Source organism: Pseudomonas sp. NPDC008258 (assembly GCF_042956345.1).
In the GTDB taxonomy this organism is placed as follows: Bacteria; Pseudomonadota; Gammaproteobacteria; order Pseudomonadales; family Pseudomonadaceae; genus Aquipseudomonas.
On record NZ_JBIBGE010000009.1, the window covers coordinates 22,921 to 41,217 of the forward strand.

Genomic DNA, 18,297 nt, shown 5'->3' on the forward strand with positions numbered 1-18,297 from the left:
GAAGACACGGGGAAGATACTGGTCGATGCGCGTGATGCATCGCACAACTTCAAGCCTCTCGCAAGCTTGGGGCGCGGATTCGCTGCTCTGGCGGATCTCGATACCGGCATGACCACGGTCGACATCGACGGCAAGAGCTACATGGCCAATATCTGGAAATCGCAGCGCCTGGGCTGGCGCAAGATTGGCGTGGTAGAAAAAAGCGAGGTCATGGCGAAGGCCTCTTCCCTTAGCTGGCAGATCGGGCTGTTCACAGTCGTCATGGCGATCCTGTTTGCGCTACTTGGCGGCGTTTTCGCAGGGCTGATTCTACGGCCAGTCAAGGCGGTGATGGCCGGGTTAGAGGATATCGCCCAAGGTGAAGGAGACTTGACACGCAGCCTCATTATTACCGGCCATAACGAAACCGCCTTGCTGGCAGGATGGTTCAACCAGTTTCTCGGAACCATCCACGGGATGGTAAGCCGCATGGTCACGACATCAGGTGAGCTTCAACACACGTCAGCCAACAGTTTGAAGGTAGCCAGCGACATGAGCGACGCCGCAGCCAGGCAACGCCAAGCAGTAGAAATGGTGTCCACGGCCTTCAACGAAATGGTAGCAACTGCCAACGAAGTAGCGCGAGCGTGCGGTGAAGCGGCGAACCACGTTGACAACGGCCACACCCAGGTTTGCGACGGCAGCCTGCGAATGAACGACGCAACGGCAAGCATCGCTCGCCTGAGCGAAAACCTGTCCCTGTCAGGTGAAGCGGTGGCGGCGCTACAGGTTCACAGCTCGCAGATAAACGTTATCGTTGAGACCATCCGCTCTATTGCCGATCAGACCAACTTGCTGGCACTCAATGCCGCCATCGAAGCCGCCAGGGCCGGTGCGCAAGGACGCGGCTTTACTGTCGTCGCCGATGAAGTGCGAGCACTGGCCAAGCGCTCATCTGACGCCACAGGAGAAATTGGCCAACTGCTCGCCGGCCTCACGGTAAAGACCGACCAAGTGACGCGGCAGATTCAAAACAGCATGAGCATCTCGTCGAGCAGCGTAGGGCATATCGAACAAGCCAGGCTCAGCTTTGAGCGTATTCGCACCTCGGTCGAGCAGATACGCGAGCAGAGTACCCATATCGCCACTGCCGCCGAAGAACAGCACGCCGGGGCCGAGGACATGAACAGGCACGTGGCGCAGATTCACGCTGATGCGCAACTGGTCGAGGGGCTATCGCATGCAGCCAAACAGGATGCCGGGCGCTTGCAAGGACTGTCCAACCATCTGAATGAGCTGGCCGTTCGCTTCAAGACTTGAGGACACTGCGCCCGAGAAACCCAGGGTGCTTTGCAGCCTGCCTAGGTAAAAGGCCGCTCCTGCGCTGCCAGCCCGAGCCCGCATCAACAGGGCTCGAATACAATGCATGAGCAGCCTTTGCAGCCGACCTGAACGCCCCTCCTACTGCTCAAGGCTCCGAATGACCTTCTTGATAAAGGCCTCACACTGGCCAATCTGTTCCAGGGTCACGAACTCGTTGGCTTTGTGCGCCTGCATAATATCGCCTGGTCCACAGATGACACTCGGAATACCCGCCTCCTGGAACTGTCCGGCCTCGGTGCCGTAAGCCACCTTGCGCTTTTCGTCATCACCGGTCAGTGCTCGCACCAGTTGAGTGATCGCAGCCTGCTCCGACGCGTCCAGACCCGGTGCATCGGAGATAAGGGTGAAGTCGATGGCGCCACTGGCATGTTCTTTCTGCATCTGCGGCAAAAGCACTTCGTTGGCATAGCGCTGGATGCGCTCAAAGATCGGCTTCGGGTTCATGGTCGGCAGGTTGCGGAATTCGAACTGGAACTTGCACAGCGCCGGTACCGTATTCATCGCATTGCCACCCACAATGGTGCTGGCCTGAGCTGTGGTGAATGGCACGTCATAGAGCTGATCGAACGGCCCTTGCTGCTTGAATTCATCGGCCATGTCACGGATGTAACAGATCAGCCGTGCGGCGTACTCGATGGCATTCAAGCCATGAGGCGTCAACGATGAATGCGCCGCATGGCCGTGAACACAACATTCATAGGCATTGATGCCTTTATGGGCAACGATCGGGCGCATGCCAGTCGGCTCGCCGACGATACAGCCATCAGGGTTTACACCGCGGCGCATCAGTTCCTCAATCATGATCGGCGCCCCCAGGCAGGTCACCTCCTCGTCAAAAGAAAGCGCCAAGTGAATCGGCTTTTGCAACTGCGCAGCCTGCATCTGCGGCACAAGGGCCAGCGATGCGCCGATGAAGCCCTTCATGTCGCAGGTGCCGCGGCCATACATCTTGCCGTCGATGATTACCGGCTTGAACGGGTCGGTCGCCCAGTCCTGGCCGTCTACCGGCACCACATCGGTATGGCCGGACAGCACGACTCCGCCGGTAGTCTGGCCGGTTACGCTGGGGATGGTGGCAAACAGGTTGGCCCATCTGCCAGTCGAGTGGTGAGTGAGCACGGACTGCACCCCGAGCTTGGCCAGTTCGTCGCGCACCAGCTCGATCAACCCCAGGTTTGAGTTGCGGCTGACGGTGTCGATCGAAACCAGGCGCTCGATCCAGTCGAGGGAGATCGGGTGGGAAGCCATCTGATTCATGGGTATAACCTGCAGAGGATACTGTTCCCTTCGGGAACCACGGTTAGGAAGCATCGCCAAAGCCTCCGCAATGAAAAGCACGGAGGCCACGACGCTGCGGTCATCAGTCTTTGACGAAGAGTTTGCGCGGTACGTTGGCCAGGGTTTCTACCCCGGTTTCGGTGATCAGGATGCTTTCGGTGATCTCCAGGCCCCAGTCGTCCATCCACAATCCAGGCATGAAGTGGAACGTCATGCCGGGCTGGAGCACACTGGTATCGGTCGGACGCAAGCTCATGGTGCGCTCGCCCCAATCCGGCGGATAACTGATACCGATTGGGTAGCCGCAACGCGAGTCCTTGTGGATGCCGAATTTTTCCAGCACCTTGAAGAATGCCCGGGCGATATCCCCGGTGGTGTTGCCTGGGCGAGCAGCTTCCAGGCCGGCATGAATACCTTCAACCACGGCCTGCTCGGCTTCGAGGAAGTGCTTCGGCGGCTTGCCTAGATAGATCGTGCGTGACATCGGGCAGTGATACCGGCGGTGGCAACCGGCGATCTCGAAGAAAGTGCCCGCCCCTCGCTCGAAGCGCGTATCGTCCCAGGTAAGGTGAGCAGCACTGGCATCAGGTCCGGTCGGCAGCATGGGCACGATGGCGGGATAATCTCCGCCGTGCTCTGGCGTACCAGCGATGGCTGTGTGGTAAATCTCGGCCACCAGATCGTTCTTGCGGATACCCGGTTCGACGACCTCCAAAATGCGGTTGTGCATGTTCTCGACAATGCGCGCGGCGCGGCGCATGTACACGATTTCCTGCGGCGACTTGACGGCGCGCTGCCAGTTAACCAGCCCTTCGGCATCACTGAAGGTGGCATTGGGCAAGTGCTTGATCAACGACTGGTAAGCGGCGGCGCTGAAGTAGTAGTTATCCATTTCCACGCCGATGCGCAGGCTCGCCCAACCGCGCGGGATGATGACTTCCTTGCACAGGTAGTCCATCGGATGGCGCTCAGGGGTCTGAACGTAGATATCCGGATAAGGAATGATGTTGTCGAGTTGCAAGTACACCGTGCGCTTGGCGCCGTTTGAGTCCTGAACCCGACCATACCAGACCGGCTCGCCATCAAGTGCTACCAGCACGCATTGATGGGTATAGAACGACCAACCATCATACCCGGTCAACCAGGCCATGTTGGAAGGATCAGTCACAATCAGCAGCTCAATACCTTTTTTCTGCATGGAAGTCCTGACTTTGGTCAGGCGCTCATCATATTCCTTTAATGAAAACGGCAAATTGATCACTGAATCTGGCATTGCGCATCTCCTTTCTTATATGGAAATCACGTTACCTCAAGAAACGTAAAAACAGGCACAACACTCACACGCCGGCTGCTGACTTACAACAAAATGCCGCAGGTCGTTTAAACTCACGCCCTCCCACCCTGCGGTAGCAAGACTGTACTTCAACAGCACGAATTTGATTTCTGGTTACGGGCTCAGCTTACCGAGCGTTTAATTGCCCCTCATTGCCCTAGAACATTTTTTACAAGCGCAGTTTATTGAGTGCGCACAATAAAGATGCAACACCGGAAACGCTGCACCTGATTAGGTCAGGCGCCGAATAACCGATGCTGAATTTGCTTTGTCACAGGGCTCAGGCAACCGATGCAAACGTGCCCGAGATCAGCTCGAGCGTCCGCTTCATCAGCTCGTCGTCGTACTCGGCACCAATGGAAATTCGGATCGCCTGCGGCGGCTTACCGCCCGGTACGGTAAACGGTTCGGAGGAAGTGACTGCAATACCGAGTTCGCGTAATCGGCTCACCAAGGCCTGCATCCCCCAGTACGGAGGCACTCGAAGCCATGTGATCAATGCACGAGGGTGCTGAGCCAGGATGTATTCCTTGAGGTAGGCACTGACTAGCGCCTGACGCGTCTCGATCAATTCACGTTGCACCTGGGTCAGCACCTCGGCCGTACCGTCACGTAACCAGCGGGCTGCCACTTCCGACATGATCGGGTTGGTCATCCAGCTGGTTAGCCGCAATACCGTTTCAGCCCTGGCTGCAGCTCGCTTGGGGGGAACCAGGAATCCAACGCGAAGCGAGGTCATCACGGATTTGGTCAGGCTGGTACAGTAGAACGAAAGGTCCGGCAAATACTGACTGATGGGTACGTAGCTGCCGGCACCCAGCAATGGGCCGTAGACATCGTCCTCGATGATAAAAACACCATGATTGCCCGCGATCTCGGCAATCTCGCGGCGCCGCGCGTCAGGCATGATGCTGCTGGTCGGGTTGTTGAGGTTAGGCGTGCAAACCAGCGCCGTGACGCGGTCATTACAGCACAAATCATCGAAGTCCTCGGGCTTGATGCCGTATGCGTCAGTGTCGAGCCCTTTCAGGCTGAACCCCACAACCTGCGCACTGCCGATGATCCCGTGATCGGTCAGGTTCTCGCAGACGACCAGGTCACCATGGCCCGTAATTGAGGTCAGTGCGATGTGCAACGCATGTGTCGCGCCATTGGTGATCATCACTCGGCCCGGCTCTACTTTCAGACCATGACTGCCTATCCAGGCACTGGCAATTTCTCGATGCGACTGGGCTCCGGCGATGGGGCGGGAGGCACGTAGCCAGGGCTGCTCCTGCTCCTGACTCATTCGCTCGCACAGCGCCCGCCAACAACGCTCATGCTCGGTTGTGCGCATCAACGTTGCCGTCGAAAGGTCGGCAATCGCGGGCTGGTCTTCATCGAGAATGTAGGTGGTGATGTGTTTCGTCACGCGCTTGGAGACATGACTGCCGCGCCCGACTTCGCAGCGCAGCAACCCCAGGCGCTCCAGTTCCTGGTAAGCGTTGGTAACGGTCTGGCCGCTGATGCCCAAGGCGTGTGCTACCTGGCGTTGAGACGGCAGGCGTTGCAGCTCCGCCAACCGGCCTTGCTCGATATCCTCGGCGATGGTTCTCACCAAGGTCTTGTACTTCGACTCACCCTCCTCTGCATGCTGCAACGCTGCCCGCCACTCTTCCAGCATGAACTCACCTCACCGTTCTTTTTATGGTTAGTTGCCGTCGACAAACGGCTAATGCCCTAGAGCATTACTGATTTCTAATCGTTTGGGTATTCTCAAATTGCGTCCGGACAACGCCGCCGATGCCTCTGGTACGGCTTTTTAGATCGTCGACCCAGCGCAGGTCGACACTTACCGACACTCAAATACTGCCTCCTATGCCGTATACGGATCACAAAAGGAGTTATGCGATGAGTAGTACAAATACAAGAAAAAACGGTATCACTGCAGCAGTCCTCACCGCGTTCCTGGTTGCTGCAACACCCTTGACGTCCCATGCAACAACTCTCGAATCGCTGACCGAGAAGGGCTCAGTCAGAGTGGGCTACGCCAGCGAGGCCCCCTTCGCCTTTGCCACCCCGGATGGAGTGGTGACTGGAGAATCGCCAGAAATCGCCAAGGCGATCTTCAAACGGCTCGGTGTCCAAGAGGCCACTGGCGTACTGACGGAATGGGGGGCGCTCATTCCGGGGCTCACAGCCAAGCGTTTCGACGTCATTGCAGCAGGGATGTACATCACTCCGGCACGCTGCAAGCAGGTAATTTTCAGCGATCCGCTGTCCAAGATCACCGACACTTTCCTTGTGGCACCGGGCAATCCGAAAAATCTGCGCAGCTATGCAGACGTGGCGAAAAACCCAGACGCCAAACTGGCCATGCTCGCAGGATCGGTCTACACCAAGTACGCCCGTGATGCCGGGATCAATGACGATCAGATCCTCCAGGTGCCAGATGCCACAGCTCAGTTGCAGGCGATTCTGGCTGGCCGCGCCGACGCAGCCGTCAGTACCCGGCTGACGGTCAAGGGTATTGCAGCCAAAGGCGGTGATAAAGTCGAAGCAGTCCAGGATTTCCAAGACAGCCCAGACCATATCAACTATGGCGCCCTTGCCTTCCGACCCGATGACACGGCCTTACGTGACGCTGTCAATGCCGAACTGAAAAAGTGGCTAGGCAGTGAAGAACATCGCAAAACCGTGAGCCAATTCGGTTTCGATGAAACCAATATTCCAGACAAGACCGCCGCCGAAGTGTGCAGCAGAACCTGACGTCTTGAACCCGGGAGGCCACTCCTCTTTGTGGTGGCTTTCCGCAGTCCTGGAGAAGCGCTATGGGCGAACTTATGCCACTGCTCATGCAGGGAGCCTGGATAACTATCCAGATCACGGTATTGAGCACCTTACTGGCCATTCCGGCCGCAATCCTTGCAGAACTCGGGCGCCGCGCCACATGGCAGCCGATTCGTTGGTTCAGCATCTGCTACGTGGAAGTGTTCAGAGGGTCATCGCTGCTGGTGCAATTATTCTGGCTGTTCTTCGTATTACCCCTGCCGCCATTCAATATCGAATTGACTCCGTATCAAGTCGCCGTACTTGGTATGGGCTTGCATATAGGTGCGTATGGCGCAGAGATCATGCGAGGGGCATTCAAGGCAATTCCCAAAGGGCAATATGAAGCCTGCACGGCATTGAACTTCGGGCGCTTTTCACAATTTCGCAGAATCATCTTGCCCCAAGCCATGGTCGCGGCAATTCCACCGGGTACTAACTTGCTGATTGAGTTGCTTAAAAATACCTCGTTGCTTTCATTGATCACCTTGGCCGACTTGTCCTTCCGCGCCAAACAACTCGACCAGTACACTTTCGAGACGGTGAAAGTTTACGCGTTGACGCTACTGCTCTACTTCATCATGGCCCAGTGCATCAGCCTGACAATGCGCAAGGTCGAGAGGCGTGTACAACTGGGTCGTATGGGGGGGAGCCTTAGATGAAAATATTCGATTGGGATTATGCCTGGGAGATACTTCCGGACCTGTTGTTGGCCTCGGTGAAAACATTGCAGATCACGGTGATCGCATTTGGCATCGCTGTCGTGGTGGGCTTGTTTCTCGCGCTGGCAAGGCGCAGCCACATCAAAACGCTGTCGTGGTCGGCCAGTTTGTTCATCGAGTTCATGCGCAGCACGCCGCTGCTCATCCAGATCTACTTCATCTTCTACGTGTTCCCGACGTTCTCGATCAACCTTTCTGCAATGCAGGCAGGCCTGATCGGTCTCGGCCTCCACTACGCCTGTTACCTGGCAGAGGTTTACCGGGGAGGCCTGGAAAGCGTACCCAGGGGGCAATGGGAAGCGGTAACCGCCCTTAACATGAAGGCATCGGCAGCCTACCGCCGGATCATCATTCCGCAGGCCCTCAAACCGATCCTTCCACCGATGGGCAATTACCTCATCGCGATGCTCAAGGAAACGCCGGTGCTCTCTGCAATCACTGTTGTGGAAATCATGCTCAAAGCCAAGAACCTGGGCTCTGAAAGCTTCCGCTTTCTGGAACCCATCACCATGGTCGGCGCATTTTTCCTGATCATTTCCATCGTACTCGCGGTGGGCGTTCGTAACGTTGAATCCCGTCTGGAGAGCCAAAAATGACAATGAATCTTTCCCGCTCGACTTCCCAGCAGTCGGATTTTTCAGCAGCCCTCAAGAGCAACGGCGCCATGACACAGAGCGAGCAACTGCGTGGTGTACCAGTCATCACGCCAGCCACAGCCATCGTCGAGATGCGCAATGTGACCAAACGCTACGGCAATATTACCGTTCTGAATGACCTCAACCTGGCGGTCAAGCCGGCCGAGAAAGTAGCGATCATCGGGCCGAGCGGCTCAGGCAAGTCGACCTTGCTGCGTGCGTTGATGACCCTCGAAACCATTGACGAGGGCGAGATCATCATCGAAGGAGACCCGCTCAACTACATGCTCAACAAGCGGGGCGAGCGTATTGCTCCCAGCAGCGCCCACATTCGCAAAGTGCGCGGCAAGATCGGCATGGTGTTCCAGAGCTTCAACCTGTTTCCGCACATGTCTGCGCTCCAGAACGTAATCGAAGCGCAGGTGCAGGTACTGGCCATCCCCAAAGCCGAAGCACGGGAGCGCGCCGCCACCCTGCTGGAAAAAGTCGGTCTGGGTAACAAGATGGATAACTACCCTTCCCAGCTCAGCGGTGGCCAACAGCAGCGGGTTGCAATGGCCCGCGCATTGGCCATGCGGCCAAAGGTCATGCTGTTCGACGAAGTGACCTCTGCCCTCGACCCCGAGTTGTGCGGCGAAGTACTCAACGTCATTCGCGAACTGGGGGAAGAACACAACCTGACCATGTTGATGGTGACTCACCAGATGGGCTTCGCACGCGAGTTCGCCGATCGTGTCTGCTTCTTCCACCAGGGCAGGATTCACGAACAGGGTACTCCGGAAGAGCTGTTCACCCACCCTCAGCAGGAGCGCACCCGCGCATTCCTGAGTGCCGTGCGCGAAGCCAACTGATCCATCGGATGAACCCTGGGCGCGAAGGCCACGCCAGCGCGTTCCAGGGGTGAAGCTTTAAAGCTGCAGGAGAAATGCAATGCGAGTACTTATTCTAGGAAGCGGCGTCATCGGCACTGTCAGTGCTTACTATCTGGCCCGTGAAGGGTTTGAAGTCACGGTGATCGATCGGCAACCAGGGCCGGCATTGGAGACAAGCTATGCCAATGCCGGGCAGATATCCCCCGGCTACGCTTCCCCCTGGGCGGCGCCAGGCGTACCACTGAAGGCCATGAAATGGCTGTTCGAGCGGCACGCGCCTCTGGCTATCAAGCCCACGACCAATGTTGACCAGTACCTGTGGATGGCGCAGATGGTGAAGAACTGCACCGCCGCACGGTACGCGGTTAACAAGGAACGCATGGTTCGCCTCTCCGAATACAGCCGCGATTGCCTGGATGAACTGCGCATCGACACCGGGATCGATTACGAATCCCGCCAACTAGGGACCATGCAACTGTTCCGTACACAAGCGCAGTTCGATAACGCGGCAAAGGATATCGCCGTACTGCAGCGCTCCGGAGTGCCCTACGAACTGCTCGACCGCAACAGCATTGGTCGCGCCGAGCCAGCACTGGAGCATGTCAAGGATAAACTTAGCGGCGCCCTGCGCCTGCCCAACGACCAGACTGGCGACTGCCAGATGTTCACCACCAAACTTGCCAAGCTCGCGGAAAACCTTGGCGTCGAATTTCGGTTCAACCAGTTGATCGAGGGTATCGAATTCGTAGGTGACAGCATTGCCGGTGTGCGCATCAATGGCAAGCTGGAGACGGCTGACAGGTACGTCGTGGCCCTGGGCAGCTATAGCCCGCAGTTATTGAAGCCACTAGGGATTCAGGCGCCTATCTACCCGCTTAAAGGTTACTCGCTCACCATCCCGATCATCGAGCCGGAGCGCGCGCCCACCTCGACCATTCTCGACGAAACATACAAAGTGGCCATTACCCGCTTCGACAAGCGCATTCGTGTCGGTGGCATGGCTGAATTGATGGGTCATGACCTATCGCTGAACCCGTTGCGCCGGGAAACCCTGGAAATGGTTACCAACGATCTGTTTGCCGGAGGCGGAGATTTGGAACACGCCACATTCTGGACTGGCCTCAGACCTGCCACACCGGATGGCACACCCATCATTGGCGCCACACGGTACAAAAACCTGTTCATCAACATCGGGCACGGTACCTTGGGGTGGACCATGTCTTGCGGTTCGGGCCGACTGCTGGCGGACCTGCTGGCAAACAAAGCGTCAGCGATACGCACAAACGGCTTCGATCTTTCACGCTATACCGCCAACGTGGCGGATGCGCATGCCAAACAACCCTCCAGGGTCAGTTCATCATCCTAACGCGAAGCGGGCTCAACCTGCATCAGTGCAGCGAGCCCGCTTTTCGACGCTTCTCGAAGCAATCACCCGATAGGTACCGCGAGCCCCACCTTCACGGCGTCCAAGACGATCAAAGTTCGGTATGTCTGAATATCCCGGTTGTCAGCAAAGTGCTGTCGCACCAGTTTTTCAAAATGGGCAACATCACGGGCAAGCATGACAATGATAAACGACACGCCGCCACTGACGAAGTAGCACTGCTGCACCTCATTCACCCCCGCGAAATAGCGCTTCGCACGGTCCATGACCAGCGAACTGTCGTCCCTCAACCTGGACTCGACAATCGCTGAAACCCCCTGGCCGACGCTTACCGCGTCGATAACCGCGGTATTGGCACGAATGACGCCGGTCATTTCCATTTGCGTAATTCGCCGCTGCACGGCGGGCGTGGACAATCCGATAGCCTCTGCAATAACACGCTGCGACTGCTTGTTGTCAGCTTGCAACATGCGCAGGATCGCCTGGTCGAAGGTGTCGAGTGGTCGCTTGATAAATTCTTTCATTCCACAGGCTCAAAAAAAGCAATTCGTTCGGACAAGGCCTTTATTTCAAGCATCTCCCGCACACACGAGCACTTAAAATTCTCCAGCCACCCAATCGGAGATCATCGTGCGCTCAACTTCACCCGCCCCCCACGCCCCAATCATCGCTGCCGTGCTTGGCCTAATCTCTGTGCAGTCGGGTGCTGCCATCGGTAAGTCCTTGTTTCCCGCAGTCGGACCAGAGGGTGTGGCCGCACTTCGGTTAGGCATCTCGGCGCTCATCTTACTGTTATTGACACGGCCGTGGACAATTTGGCGCAGCGTCAACGTGGTCCATATGATGGGATATGGGATCATGCTGGGCCTGATGAACCTGCTAATCTACCGCGCCTTCCTCTACATACCGGTCGGTATCGCAGTCTCGATCGAAGTTATCGGCCCTCTTGGCGTAGCCCTCCTCGCATCGCGTCGCAGGCTGGATTTGCTGTGGGTCGCTATGTCGGCCTGTGGCCTGGTCCTCTTGCCATGGGCATCGGGCAGCGCGGGCCTGGACATCCGTGGCGTGGCTTACGCACTGGCAGCTGCAGTAACATGGGGCTCCTACGTCGTGCTAGGCAAACGGGTCGCCGTGCATGGCAAGCAGGCGGTGGCCAGCGGAATGTTGATAGCTTCAGCGTTCGCGGTACCGCTCGGTGCCAGCCACGCAGGTGGGGAGCTGCTGGAGCCTTCCGTTTTGCTGACAGGCCTGGCGGTTGCCCTGCTCTCCAGCACGGCGCCATTTCTGTTGGACATGTTCGCGATGCGTCATCTCCCGGCTCAGGTATTCGGCGTCCTGCTGAGTGCGTCACCCGCCGTCGCTGCAATAGCTGGATGGTGCGTATTGGGCGAAACACTGAGCCCCAGTCAGTGCATAGGGATCATGACCATCGCAATAGCTTGTGCGGGGGCGGGGTTGGTTTCCACCAAACATCGCCTTGATCACCGTGCTCAAAGCCCTCTCTAAAAAACTATTAATCATTGCGCCCATTGCCGGTGCAGCGATGCATTTCGGTGTACCGGCAGGCGTCTAAGCACGCAACGAGAGCCCCTCTTGCTCCACCACACTCCAGGCCGAGTTTGAACTAAAAATACGCTACGATTCAGCCAAATTCACTGCTGCGGATTGGGTAAGGTTACGGCCCTCGATGAGCAACCCCACGCCACCTCGAACCGGACCTAAAACAACCAGAAGGTAATTCGCAAAAATGACAATCGAACGACTGCACAGCAACAAGCGTCTGAGCAACATCGTGATCCATAATGGTATCGTTCATTTGGCCGGCCAGTTGGCGAACAACCACGACGGCGATATCCGCACGCAGACTCGCGAGACCTTGGCGAATATTGACGCCTTGCTGGCACAGGCCGGGAGCGACAAATCGCAGATCCTCTCGGTTACCATTTACCTGAAAGACATCCAGAATGACTTTGCTGCCATGAATGAAATCTGGGAGAGCTGGGTCGCAGAAGGCCACTCCCCTGCTCGCGCGTGTGTCGAAGCCGCGATGTTCAAACCGAGCTTGCTGGTCGAAATGGCGTTAGTGGCAGTACAAGACTGAAATTTTCAGTAGCGCTCGAACGTTGCAGGCCGGTGCTGCCACAACCTCCACTATGCATCGAACGGCTGAAACCAAGGCGCCCCTTGGGCGCCTTTTTCATTTCAGCTGATGGAAGCGTATCTTGTGAATGACTAAGCGACTACGGTTTTCAAGCTACTCGCCAGTACTTCGCATTCACTCGATTAGCAGGTGCACCAATCATCCAAAACGGCCTCCAACAGCACTGCCCTGGCCGGCGATACGCCTCCCATAAACCCTGCGACAGTTGGATCATGCATTTTGGGAATATGGTCGTTAGGCCTTTCGAGTTCGAAGTGTGAGAGGTAACAATAGCTGTCGAAATCGAAACCTAGCTAAAGACAGCATTGAGGTCATCAGCACGCCCTGTAAAATGCAAAATTGGTTTCTGCGACAAGACGTGTAGATCATCACGCAAGGGGCCCGTCCGCCTGGCGATCCCACATGAAAAAACTGAGCTTCACATTTACCCAAGGCGCCATCGGCCACCACGTCCTGGTGATGTCTTCGACTAGCGGCCTCGCCCTACTCTCCGTGTTCCTTACGGATATCCTGACGCTCACCTATATCGCCATGCTGCACGACGAAGCGCTGGTGGCCGCCGTCGGCATCGGAAAGACCTTGGCGCTCTTCAATGCCAGCCTCGTCGCCGGCATCGTCGTCGCTGCAGGGTCGATGATTTCACGCCGCGTCGGCCAGGGTACATGTGCCCCTTTGCCAGCGCTGGTAACACACACGCTTTTACTGGTGACGCTGGCGTCGGCGCTGGTGGCGCTCATACAGTGGCTGTACCAGGACTTTTTCGCCGGTTTGCTCGGAGCCAATGCCTCGACCTCCAGCGTTGCCCGAGAGTTCATCTTCATGACCTTGGTGGCCTCGCCACTGACGACCATTACCCAAGCCGCGGCACAGGCGCTGCGCGCCTGCGGGTACAGTGGCCGGGCGCTGGCAGTGGTGGTGGCCGCCGCGCTGTGTCTGGCGGTGATCGACCCACTGTTGATCTTCGTGCTCGACCTCAAGCTGTGGGGCGCCGGCCTGTCCTGCCTGATTGCCGCTACCGTCAGTAGCCTGTTCGGTCTGTGGCAACTGCACCGCCACGTCGGGCTGACCGTCAACATCCGATGGCGCGTGATGCGCCTGTACGCCGGCCGGATCAACCGCGTCGCCCTGCCCTTCACCCTGGCCAGCCTGGCTATGCCGCTGGCCCTCACCTACAGCATGGCGCAACTGGCCACGTTCGGCGTCTCGGTGATGGCCGGCATGGCGTTGATGGACCGTGTCTTGCAAATCGCCTATTGCCTGTATTTCGCCCTGCCGAGCGCGCTGGTACCGATCCTGGCGCAAAATCTGGGCGCTGGCTATTCCCGGCGGGTACAGGCGGCACTGCGCAGCGCTTGCAAGCTGGTGCTAGGCCACGGACTGGTGGTCTGGGTCCTGTTACTGCTTCTGTCACCTTGGATGGGGCAACTGTTCGGATTATCCGGGCCTGGGCAACATTTGGTCGAGCAACTCTGTCGCTACGGCCCAGGTTGGTGGCTGCTGATAGGCTTGGACTTCGTTTCGATTTCGCTGTTCATCAGCCGCGGTCGGGTCTGGTGGGTGCCGACCTATGCCTGGCTGCGCGCTACCTTGGGCAGCGTACCTTTCGTCTGGGCAGGCGCTCAGGCCTACGGCGCCAGTGGTGTGATGCTCGGGCTGTGGTGCGGCAACGCGCTGGTCGCGGTGATTTCGATCGCCACCGCCATGGCCATAAATCGCCAGGGCACTTATTGGGCGCATGAATATTAGATGTTTGCCATAATCAGCGCCCCGCACACCTCCAACACAGTTGCCAGTGGGTTTATGTCAGAACAGGAACACACCGAGTCGGCCGAAGCGCCGGCTACCAAACGCCGCCGAGCGCCCAAAGGCGAGATGCGCCGTGCTGCGCTGCTGGATGCGGCAACCCTGGTATTTGCCAAGGATGGCTATGCTGCGGCCTCCATGCGTGATGTTGCCGAGCTGGCCGGCATCACTACGGTCGGCCTGCTGCATCACTTCCCTAACAAAGTCTCGCTGCTGCGGGCGCTGATCAACCGTCGTGATCAGCGGGTCACCGAGCAGTTCGACACACTCGAGATCGAGCCGACGCTGGAGAGCTTCCTGACATTCGTGCGCATGAGCATGGCTTTCAGCGTGCAGAGTCTGCCGGAATGCCAGGCAGCAATGATGATAAATATCGAGAGCCTGTCAGAACAGCACCCGGCTTGGCCCTGGTACAAGGAAAAGTTCAAACTCACCCATACCCACGCCCAGGCGCACCTGGCCACGCTGGTGGAGCAAGGCCAAGTGCGTGCCGACGTCGATGTGAAGACACTGGCCACAGAGGTCTTCGCCGTCATGGACGGTTTGCAGATCCAGTGGCTGCGCGCCCCTGAGCAGGTCGATGTCGGCGCGACGCTCGATGCCTACCTGAAGCGCCTGACTGAGGCCATCCGCGCCTGAATGCCGGCCCATCCCTAGGCCGGTGCGCCTGCGTCAGTAGGCCTGCGAGGCGCTGACCTGCACTGCGGCCCTCAGCGGTGCCGGCAGCGGGTTGCTGTCGCGGGTGGTCAGATGCTGTGGGATCAGCGTCAACAAGGTGCGCTGCAGCGTCAGGTGCTCGGAGTCCGGGCCCACCCAGACTTTGAACTTGCCGGCATCGACATCCCAGCTGTCGCTGTTCTGCACAAAGTACGCCAGGGAGCGCGAATCGATCGGCAGGCTCACGGTCTTGCTTTCACCAGGCTGCAGATAGACCTTGGTGAAGCCCTTGAGCTCCTTTTTCGGGCGGTCGACCTGCGGGTCGATCGGCTGGATGTACAGCTGAGCGACTTCGAAGCCTGCCTTGTCCCCGCTGTTGGTCAAGGTGAACTTGGCGTCGATGGTGTTGCCCGGCGTCATCACATTGCTCGACAGCTTCAGGTCCGAGTACTCGAAGGTGGTGTACGACAAGCCGAAGCCGAACGGGTACAGCGGTTTGCCTTGTCGTTTGTCGTAGCCGCGATACCCCAGGTACAACCCTTCGCTGTAGTCGATCTCGGTCAGTGCTTCATCACCACGATAGGCTGCCGGGTCCGGATACGAGGCATAGCTCGGATTGTCTTCGATCTGCTTGTCGATAGTCACCGGCAGCTTGCCCGAGGGGTTGACCTTGCCGTACAGGATCTCGGCCAGTGCCTGGCCACCCTGCTGACCTGGGAACCAGGCGTGCAGCGTGGCGCCCACCTTCTTGGCCCAGGGCTGCATGTTGGCGACACCGCCACCGTGCAGGACCACGATAGTGTTCGGGTTCGCCTTGGTGATGAATTTGATCAGGTCAGCCTGCTGGTCCGGCAGGTCGTAGCCGTGATCGGCCCCTTCCCCTTCGCTCTCGTAGTTGGTGCCGGCGGCGACCACCACGGCATCGTATTGCGCCAGGTCTTTTGGCGGGCGCAGCGATGCCCAGCTCATCTGCACGCCAGCCAGGCCGCCCAAAGCCGGGGTGAAATTGCCCTGCACGCGGCGGTATTCAAGCTTGACTGTATAGGACTTGCCGGCCACCAGGGCCGCACTCTGCCCGGAGGTGACCAGGGCATTGACCACGTCGGAGGAGTACGGCACACCGTCGCTTTCCACCACCAGCTTGTCGTTGACCCACAACTTGTAAGGGCCATCGGCGCGCACCTTGAACACATGCTTGCCGGAAAGGGTCGGTTTGATGGTCGCGGTGAAGCGCGCGGAGAACGCGCCGGCGGTAGGGCTGAAACCACTGACAGCGGTCGTGCCGTTGTTGGTTTCATTGCTACTAGTGGTCCAGTTCAGGTTCACCCCGGGCTCGACCCGGGTCAGTACAGGCGAGCCGCTCAACGTAGTATTGCCAAAGTACTCGGCTTTGACCCCGGCGTTGCTGACCGTGCCCTTGTCGCTGCTCGGCTGGTACCACACCGACGCCTTCGGGTTCAGGCTCAACGCCGACAGGTAGGTGACGTTGCTGCTGCTCGAGGCCAGCTGCTGCAGGCCGCTGAGTTCGGTAACGTAGCTGTTGGGTGGCGAGTTGGCCGTGCCGAACGGTGAAGCCGGGGCCTGGGCGGCCCAGTCGCCGATCACGGCGACCTTGGCCGTGCGCGCCAGGGGTAGCAAGGGCTTGCCGGCAGCGGTGTCGGCGTTGCGCAGCAGCACGATGGACTCGCGCGCCAGGTTCAGCGCCGCGCGCTGGCCGTACTCGGTGTGTTCAAGGGTCTGCGCGGTGTTCATATGCTCTTGCAGGTCGTAGCTGACGATACCCCGCAGGTTGCGCTTGACCTTGTCGTCGATCACGTTCTGGGTCAGCTGGCCGCTCCACAGGTAGGGCAGCAGGTTGGCTTCGGTAAACTGCAGGCCCGACGGCATATCGATGTCGGTGCCGGCCCAAGCGCCTTTGAAAGGGTCGTGAATGGCGTTGAAGTCGCTGATCACCATACCTTGGTAACCCCACTCACCCTTGAGCACCTCAGTGATCAGGTGATGGTTTTCACAGGCATAATCGCCATTGACCTTGTTAAAGCCGCACATGATCGAGGCGACGTTGGCATTCTTGACCATCGACTCGAAGCCTGGCAGGTACAACTCGCGCAGGGTGCGCTCGTCGGCAACGACATTGACCGCCTGGCGGTTTGCCTCTTGCTCGTTCGCCACATAGTGCTTGGCGCCGGCCTGAATGCCCTGGACCTGGATGGCGTTGACCACCGCCGGAGCTAATACGGCCCCGAGGAACGGGTCTTCGCCGCTCAGGTATTCGGCAGAGCGGCCATTGTATGGCGTGCGGTACAGGTTGACGCCTGGCGAGAGCATCTGCTGGCCGCCGGAAATACGCGTTTCATAGGCGATGGCCAGGCCGAATTCCTTGGCCCGGTTGATGCTCCAGCTCGCCGCCAGTGCCGACTGCGACGGGTACTGGGCGCCGAAGGTGGCGTTGTTGACGTGCACGCCCATCGACGAGTCATAGGCCACGGTGCCCTGGATGCCCCACTTGAGCAGCGGCGGGATCATGTGGCCGTCGTTGACCCGGGTGAAGTTGATCTTCTCCGAGGTGTTCATGTTGTCGAGGATCGAGCTGACCCGCGCCTCGACTTCGTTGCCGGTGGCCGGCGCTGCGGCCAGGGCGCCGGAGGCCTGGATCACGCCAAGCGCCAGAAGGCTCAGGCCCAGGGTGTGTTTCAGAGGGTTCACACGGCGGTTCCTTGTACGGCTCATGGCTGGCTGACCTGGGTCGGGGCATCGCTGGTGTCGACGGGGGTGTCGAGCATCGCGTTGGAGGCTGCCGCCTCCTGGCCGACCCGGTCGACGCCGGTGATGCGTTCGCGCTGGGCATCGAGCTGTTCGCGCGCGCTCTGGGTGGTCGCCTGCTGGCTGGCAGTCGAAGTGTCGGCAAAGGCATTGATATGCGTGGCCAGCAGCGCCGAACAGGCGAGCGACAGCAATAGTCTATTCATCGAATAGTTCTCGATTGAAAGGTTTGAAATGAACGGCATGGCCCGGGCCCAGGCATGCAGCGGGCGTAAGTCTGGGCACTGCGAGAAAAAGTTCAAGTCACGACAGACACTCAGCTTAAGCGCGCGATAAATATTGACGAAAATGGCGGTTGAATTTGCTCATTTAGCGTTCCTCTGCACGCTCAAACTCATAAACTCAGCGGATTATTTCGATATTAATTGCTAAAAATACAAAATCGAAGGCATGTAACATCTTTTTTCGTAGTTTATAAGCAATTTTAAACCAATCACTAAACCTAGTTGCAGCTAGGTT

Annotated in this window: 16 protein-coding genes; 10 read left to right on the forward strand and 6 right to left on the reverse strand. The window is 58.2% G+C overall.

Translation table 11 applies throughout. The features are described from left to right. Positions 1-330 precede the first annotated feature (330 nt). Positions 331-1,299 (forward strand): methyl-accepting chemotaxis protein, encoded by a 969-nt coding sequence (locus tag ACFY9W_RS09295; protein WP_391129194.1) that lies wholly within the window; start codon positions 331-333, stop codon positions 1,297-1,299. Between the two features lie 141 nt (positions 1,300-1,440). On the opposite strand, the gene argE is transcribed toward ACFY9W_RS09295, so the two are convergent. From argE to ACFY9W_RS09310, 3 genes are all read right to left on the reverse strand, one after another. After that, entirely contained in the window at positions 1,441-2,619 is a 1,179-nt protein-coding gene (gene argE, locus ACFY9W_RS09300; RefSeq protein WP_391128775.1) for an acetylornithine deacetylase, read from the reverse strand. A gap of 103 nt (positions 2,620-2,722) precedes the next feature. Beyond that, a complete protein-coding gene (gene doeA / locus ACFY9W_RS09305) occupies positions 2,723-3,913 on the reverse strand; it encodes an ectoine hydrolase DoeA (protein WP_391128778.1) in 1,191 nt (396 codons plus the stop codon). 340 nt (positions 3,914-4,253) lie between these two features. Continuing rightward, the gene (locus ACFY9W_RS09310) at positions 4,254-5,636 is read right to left on the reverse strand and encodes an aminotransferase class I/II-fold pyridoxal phosphate-dependent enzyme (RefSeq protein WP_391128781.1); all 1,383 of its coding nucleotides are present in this window, start codon (positions 5,634-5,636) and stop codon (positions 4,254-4,256) included. 227 nt (positions 5,637-5,863) lie between these two features. Here ACFY9W_RS09310 and ehuB point away from each other — a divergent pair, with 227 nt between their 5' ends. From ehuB to ACFY9W_RS09335, 5 genes are all read left to right on the forward strand, one after another. Beyond that, entirely contained in the window at positions 5,864-6,721 is an 858-nt protein-coding gene (gene ehuB, locus ACFY9W_RS09315) for an ectoine/hydroxyectoine ABC transporter substrate-binding protein EhuB (RefSeq protein ID WP_391128784.1), read from the forward strand. Between the two features lie 62 nt (positions 6,722-6,783). After that, a complete protein-coding gene (gene ehuC, locus ACFY9W_RS09320; protein WP_391128787.1) occupies positions 6,784-7,443 on the forward strand; it encodes an ectoine/hydroxyectoine ABC transporter permease subunit EhuC in 660 nt (219 codons plus the stop codon). Continuing rightward, positions 7,440-8,099 (forward strand): ectoine/hydroxyectoine ABC transporter permease subunit EhuD, encoded by a 660-nt coding sequence (gene ehuD, locus ACFY9W_RS09325; RefSeq protein ID WP_391128790.1) that lies wholly within the window; start codon positions 7,440-7,442, stop codon positions 8,097-8,099. The genes ehuC and ehuD overlap by 4 nt, the downstream gene beginning before the upstream one ends. 131 nt (positions 8,100-8,230) lie before the next feature. Next, positions 8,231-8,989, forward strand: a complete 759-nt coding sequence (ehuA, locus tag ACFY9W_RS09330) for an ectoine/hydroxyectoine ABC transporter ATP-binding protein EhuA (RefSeq protein WP_391129197.1) — start codon at positions 8,231-8,233, stop codon at positions 8,987-8,989. A 79-nt stretch (positions 8,990-9,068) separates the two neighbouring features. After that, positions 9,069-10,376, forward strand: coding sequence for a D-amino acid dehydrogenase (locus ACFY9W_RS09335; protein WP_391128793.1), 1,308 nt, complete (start codon positions 9,069-9,071; stop codon positions 10,374-10,376). Between the two features lie 62 nt (positions 10,377-10,438). Here ACFY9W_RS09335 and ACFY9W_RS09340 read toward each other — a convergent pair whose 3' ends face one another. Beyond that, on the reverse strand, positions 10,439-10,918 hold the full coding sequence (locus tag ACFY9W_RS09340) for an Lrp/AsnC ligand binding domain-containing protein (RefSeq protein ID WP_391128796.1): 480 nt from the start codon (positions 10,916-10,918) through the stop codon (positions 10,439-10,441). 334 nt (positions 10,919-11,252) lie between these two features. On the opposite strand from ACFY9W_RS09340, the gene ACFY9W_RS09345 reads away from it, so the two are divergent. From ACFY9W_RS09345 to ACFY9W_RS09360, 4 genes are all read left to right on the forward strand, one after another. Next, complete coding sequence (locus ACFY9W_RS09345; RefSeq protein ID WP_391128799.1) at positions 11,253-11,900, forward strand: EamA family transporter; 648 nt, start codon at positions 11,253-11,255, stop codon at positions 11,898-11,900. Positions 11,901-12,141: 241 nt separating this feature from the next. Continuing rightward, positions 12,142-12,495, forward strand: a complete 354-nt coding sequence (locus ACFY9W_RS09350; protein ID WP_391128802.1) for a Rid family hydrolase — start codon at positions 12,142-12,144, stop codon at positions 12,493-12,495. A 462-nt stretch (positions 12,496-12,957) separates the two neighbouring features. Beyond that, positions 12,958-14,301 carry an MATE family efflux transporter gene (locus tag ACFY9W_RS09355; RefSeq protein WP_391128805.1) on the forward strand — a complete coding sequence of 448 codons (1,344 nt, stop codon included), beginning with the start codon at positions 12,958-12,960 and terminating at the stop codon, positions 14,299-14,301. Between the two features lie 54 nt (positions 14,302-14,355). Beyond that, positions 14,356-14,997 carry a TetR family transcriptional regulator gene (locus ACFY9W_RS09360; protein WP_391128808.1) on the forward strand — a complete coding sequence of 214 codons (642 nt, stop codon included), beginning with the start codon at positions 14,356-14,358 and terminating at the stop codon, positions 14,995-14,997. 33 nt (positions 14,998-15,030) lie between these two features. On the opposite strand, the gene ACFY9W_RS09365 is transcribed toward ACFY9W_RS09360, so the two are convergent. Further along, entirely contained in the window at positions 15,031-17,745 is a 2,715-nt protein-coding gene (locus ACFY9W_RS09365) for a glycoside hydrolase family 3 C-terminal domain-containing protein (RefSeq protein ID WP_391128811.1), read from the reverse strand. Beyond that, the gene (locus ACFY9W_RS09370; protein WP_391128814.1) at positions 17,742-17,984 is read right to left on the reverse strand and encodes a hypothetical protein; all 243 of its coding nucleotides are present in this window, start codon (positions 17,982-17,984) and stop codon (positions 17,742-17,744) included. Before ACFY9W_RS09370 ends, ACFY9W_RS09365 begins: the two co-directional genes overlap by 4 nt. Positions 17,985-18,297 lie beyond the last annotated feature (313 nt).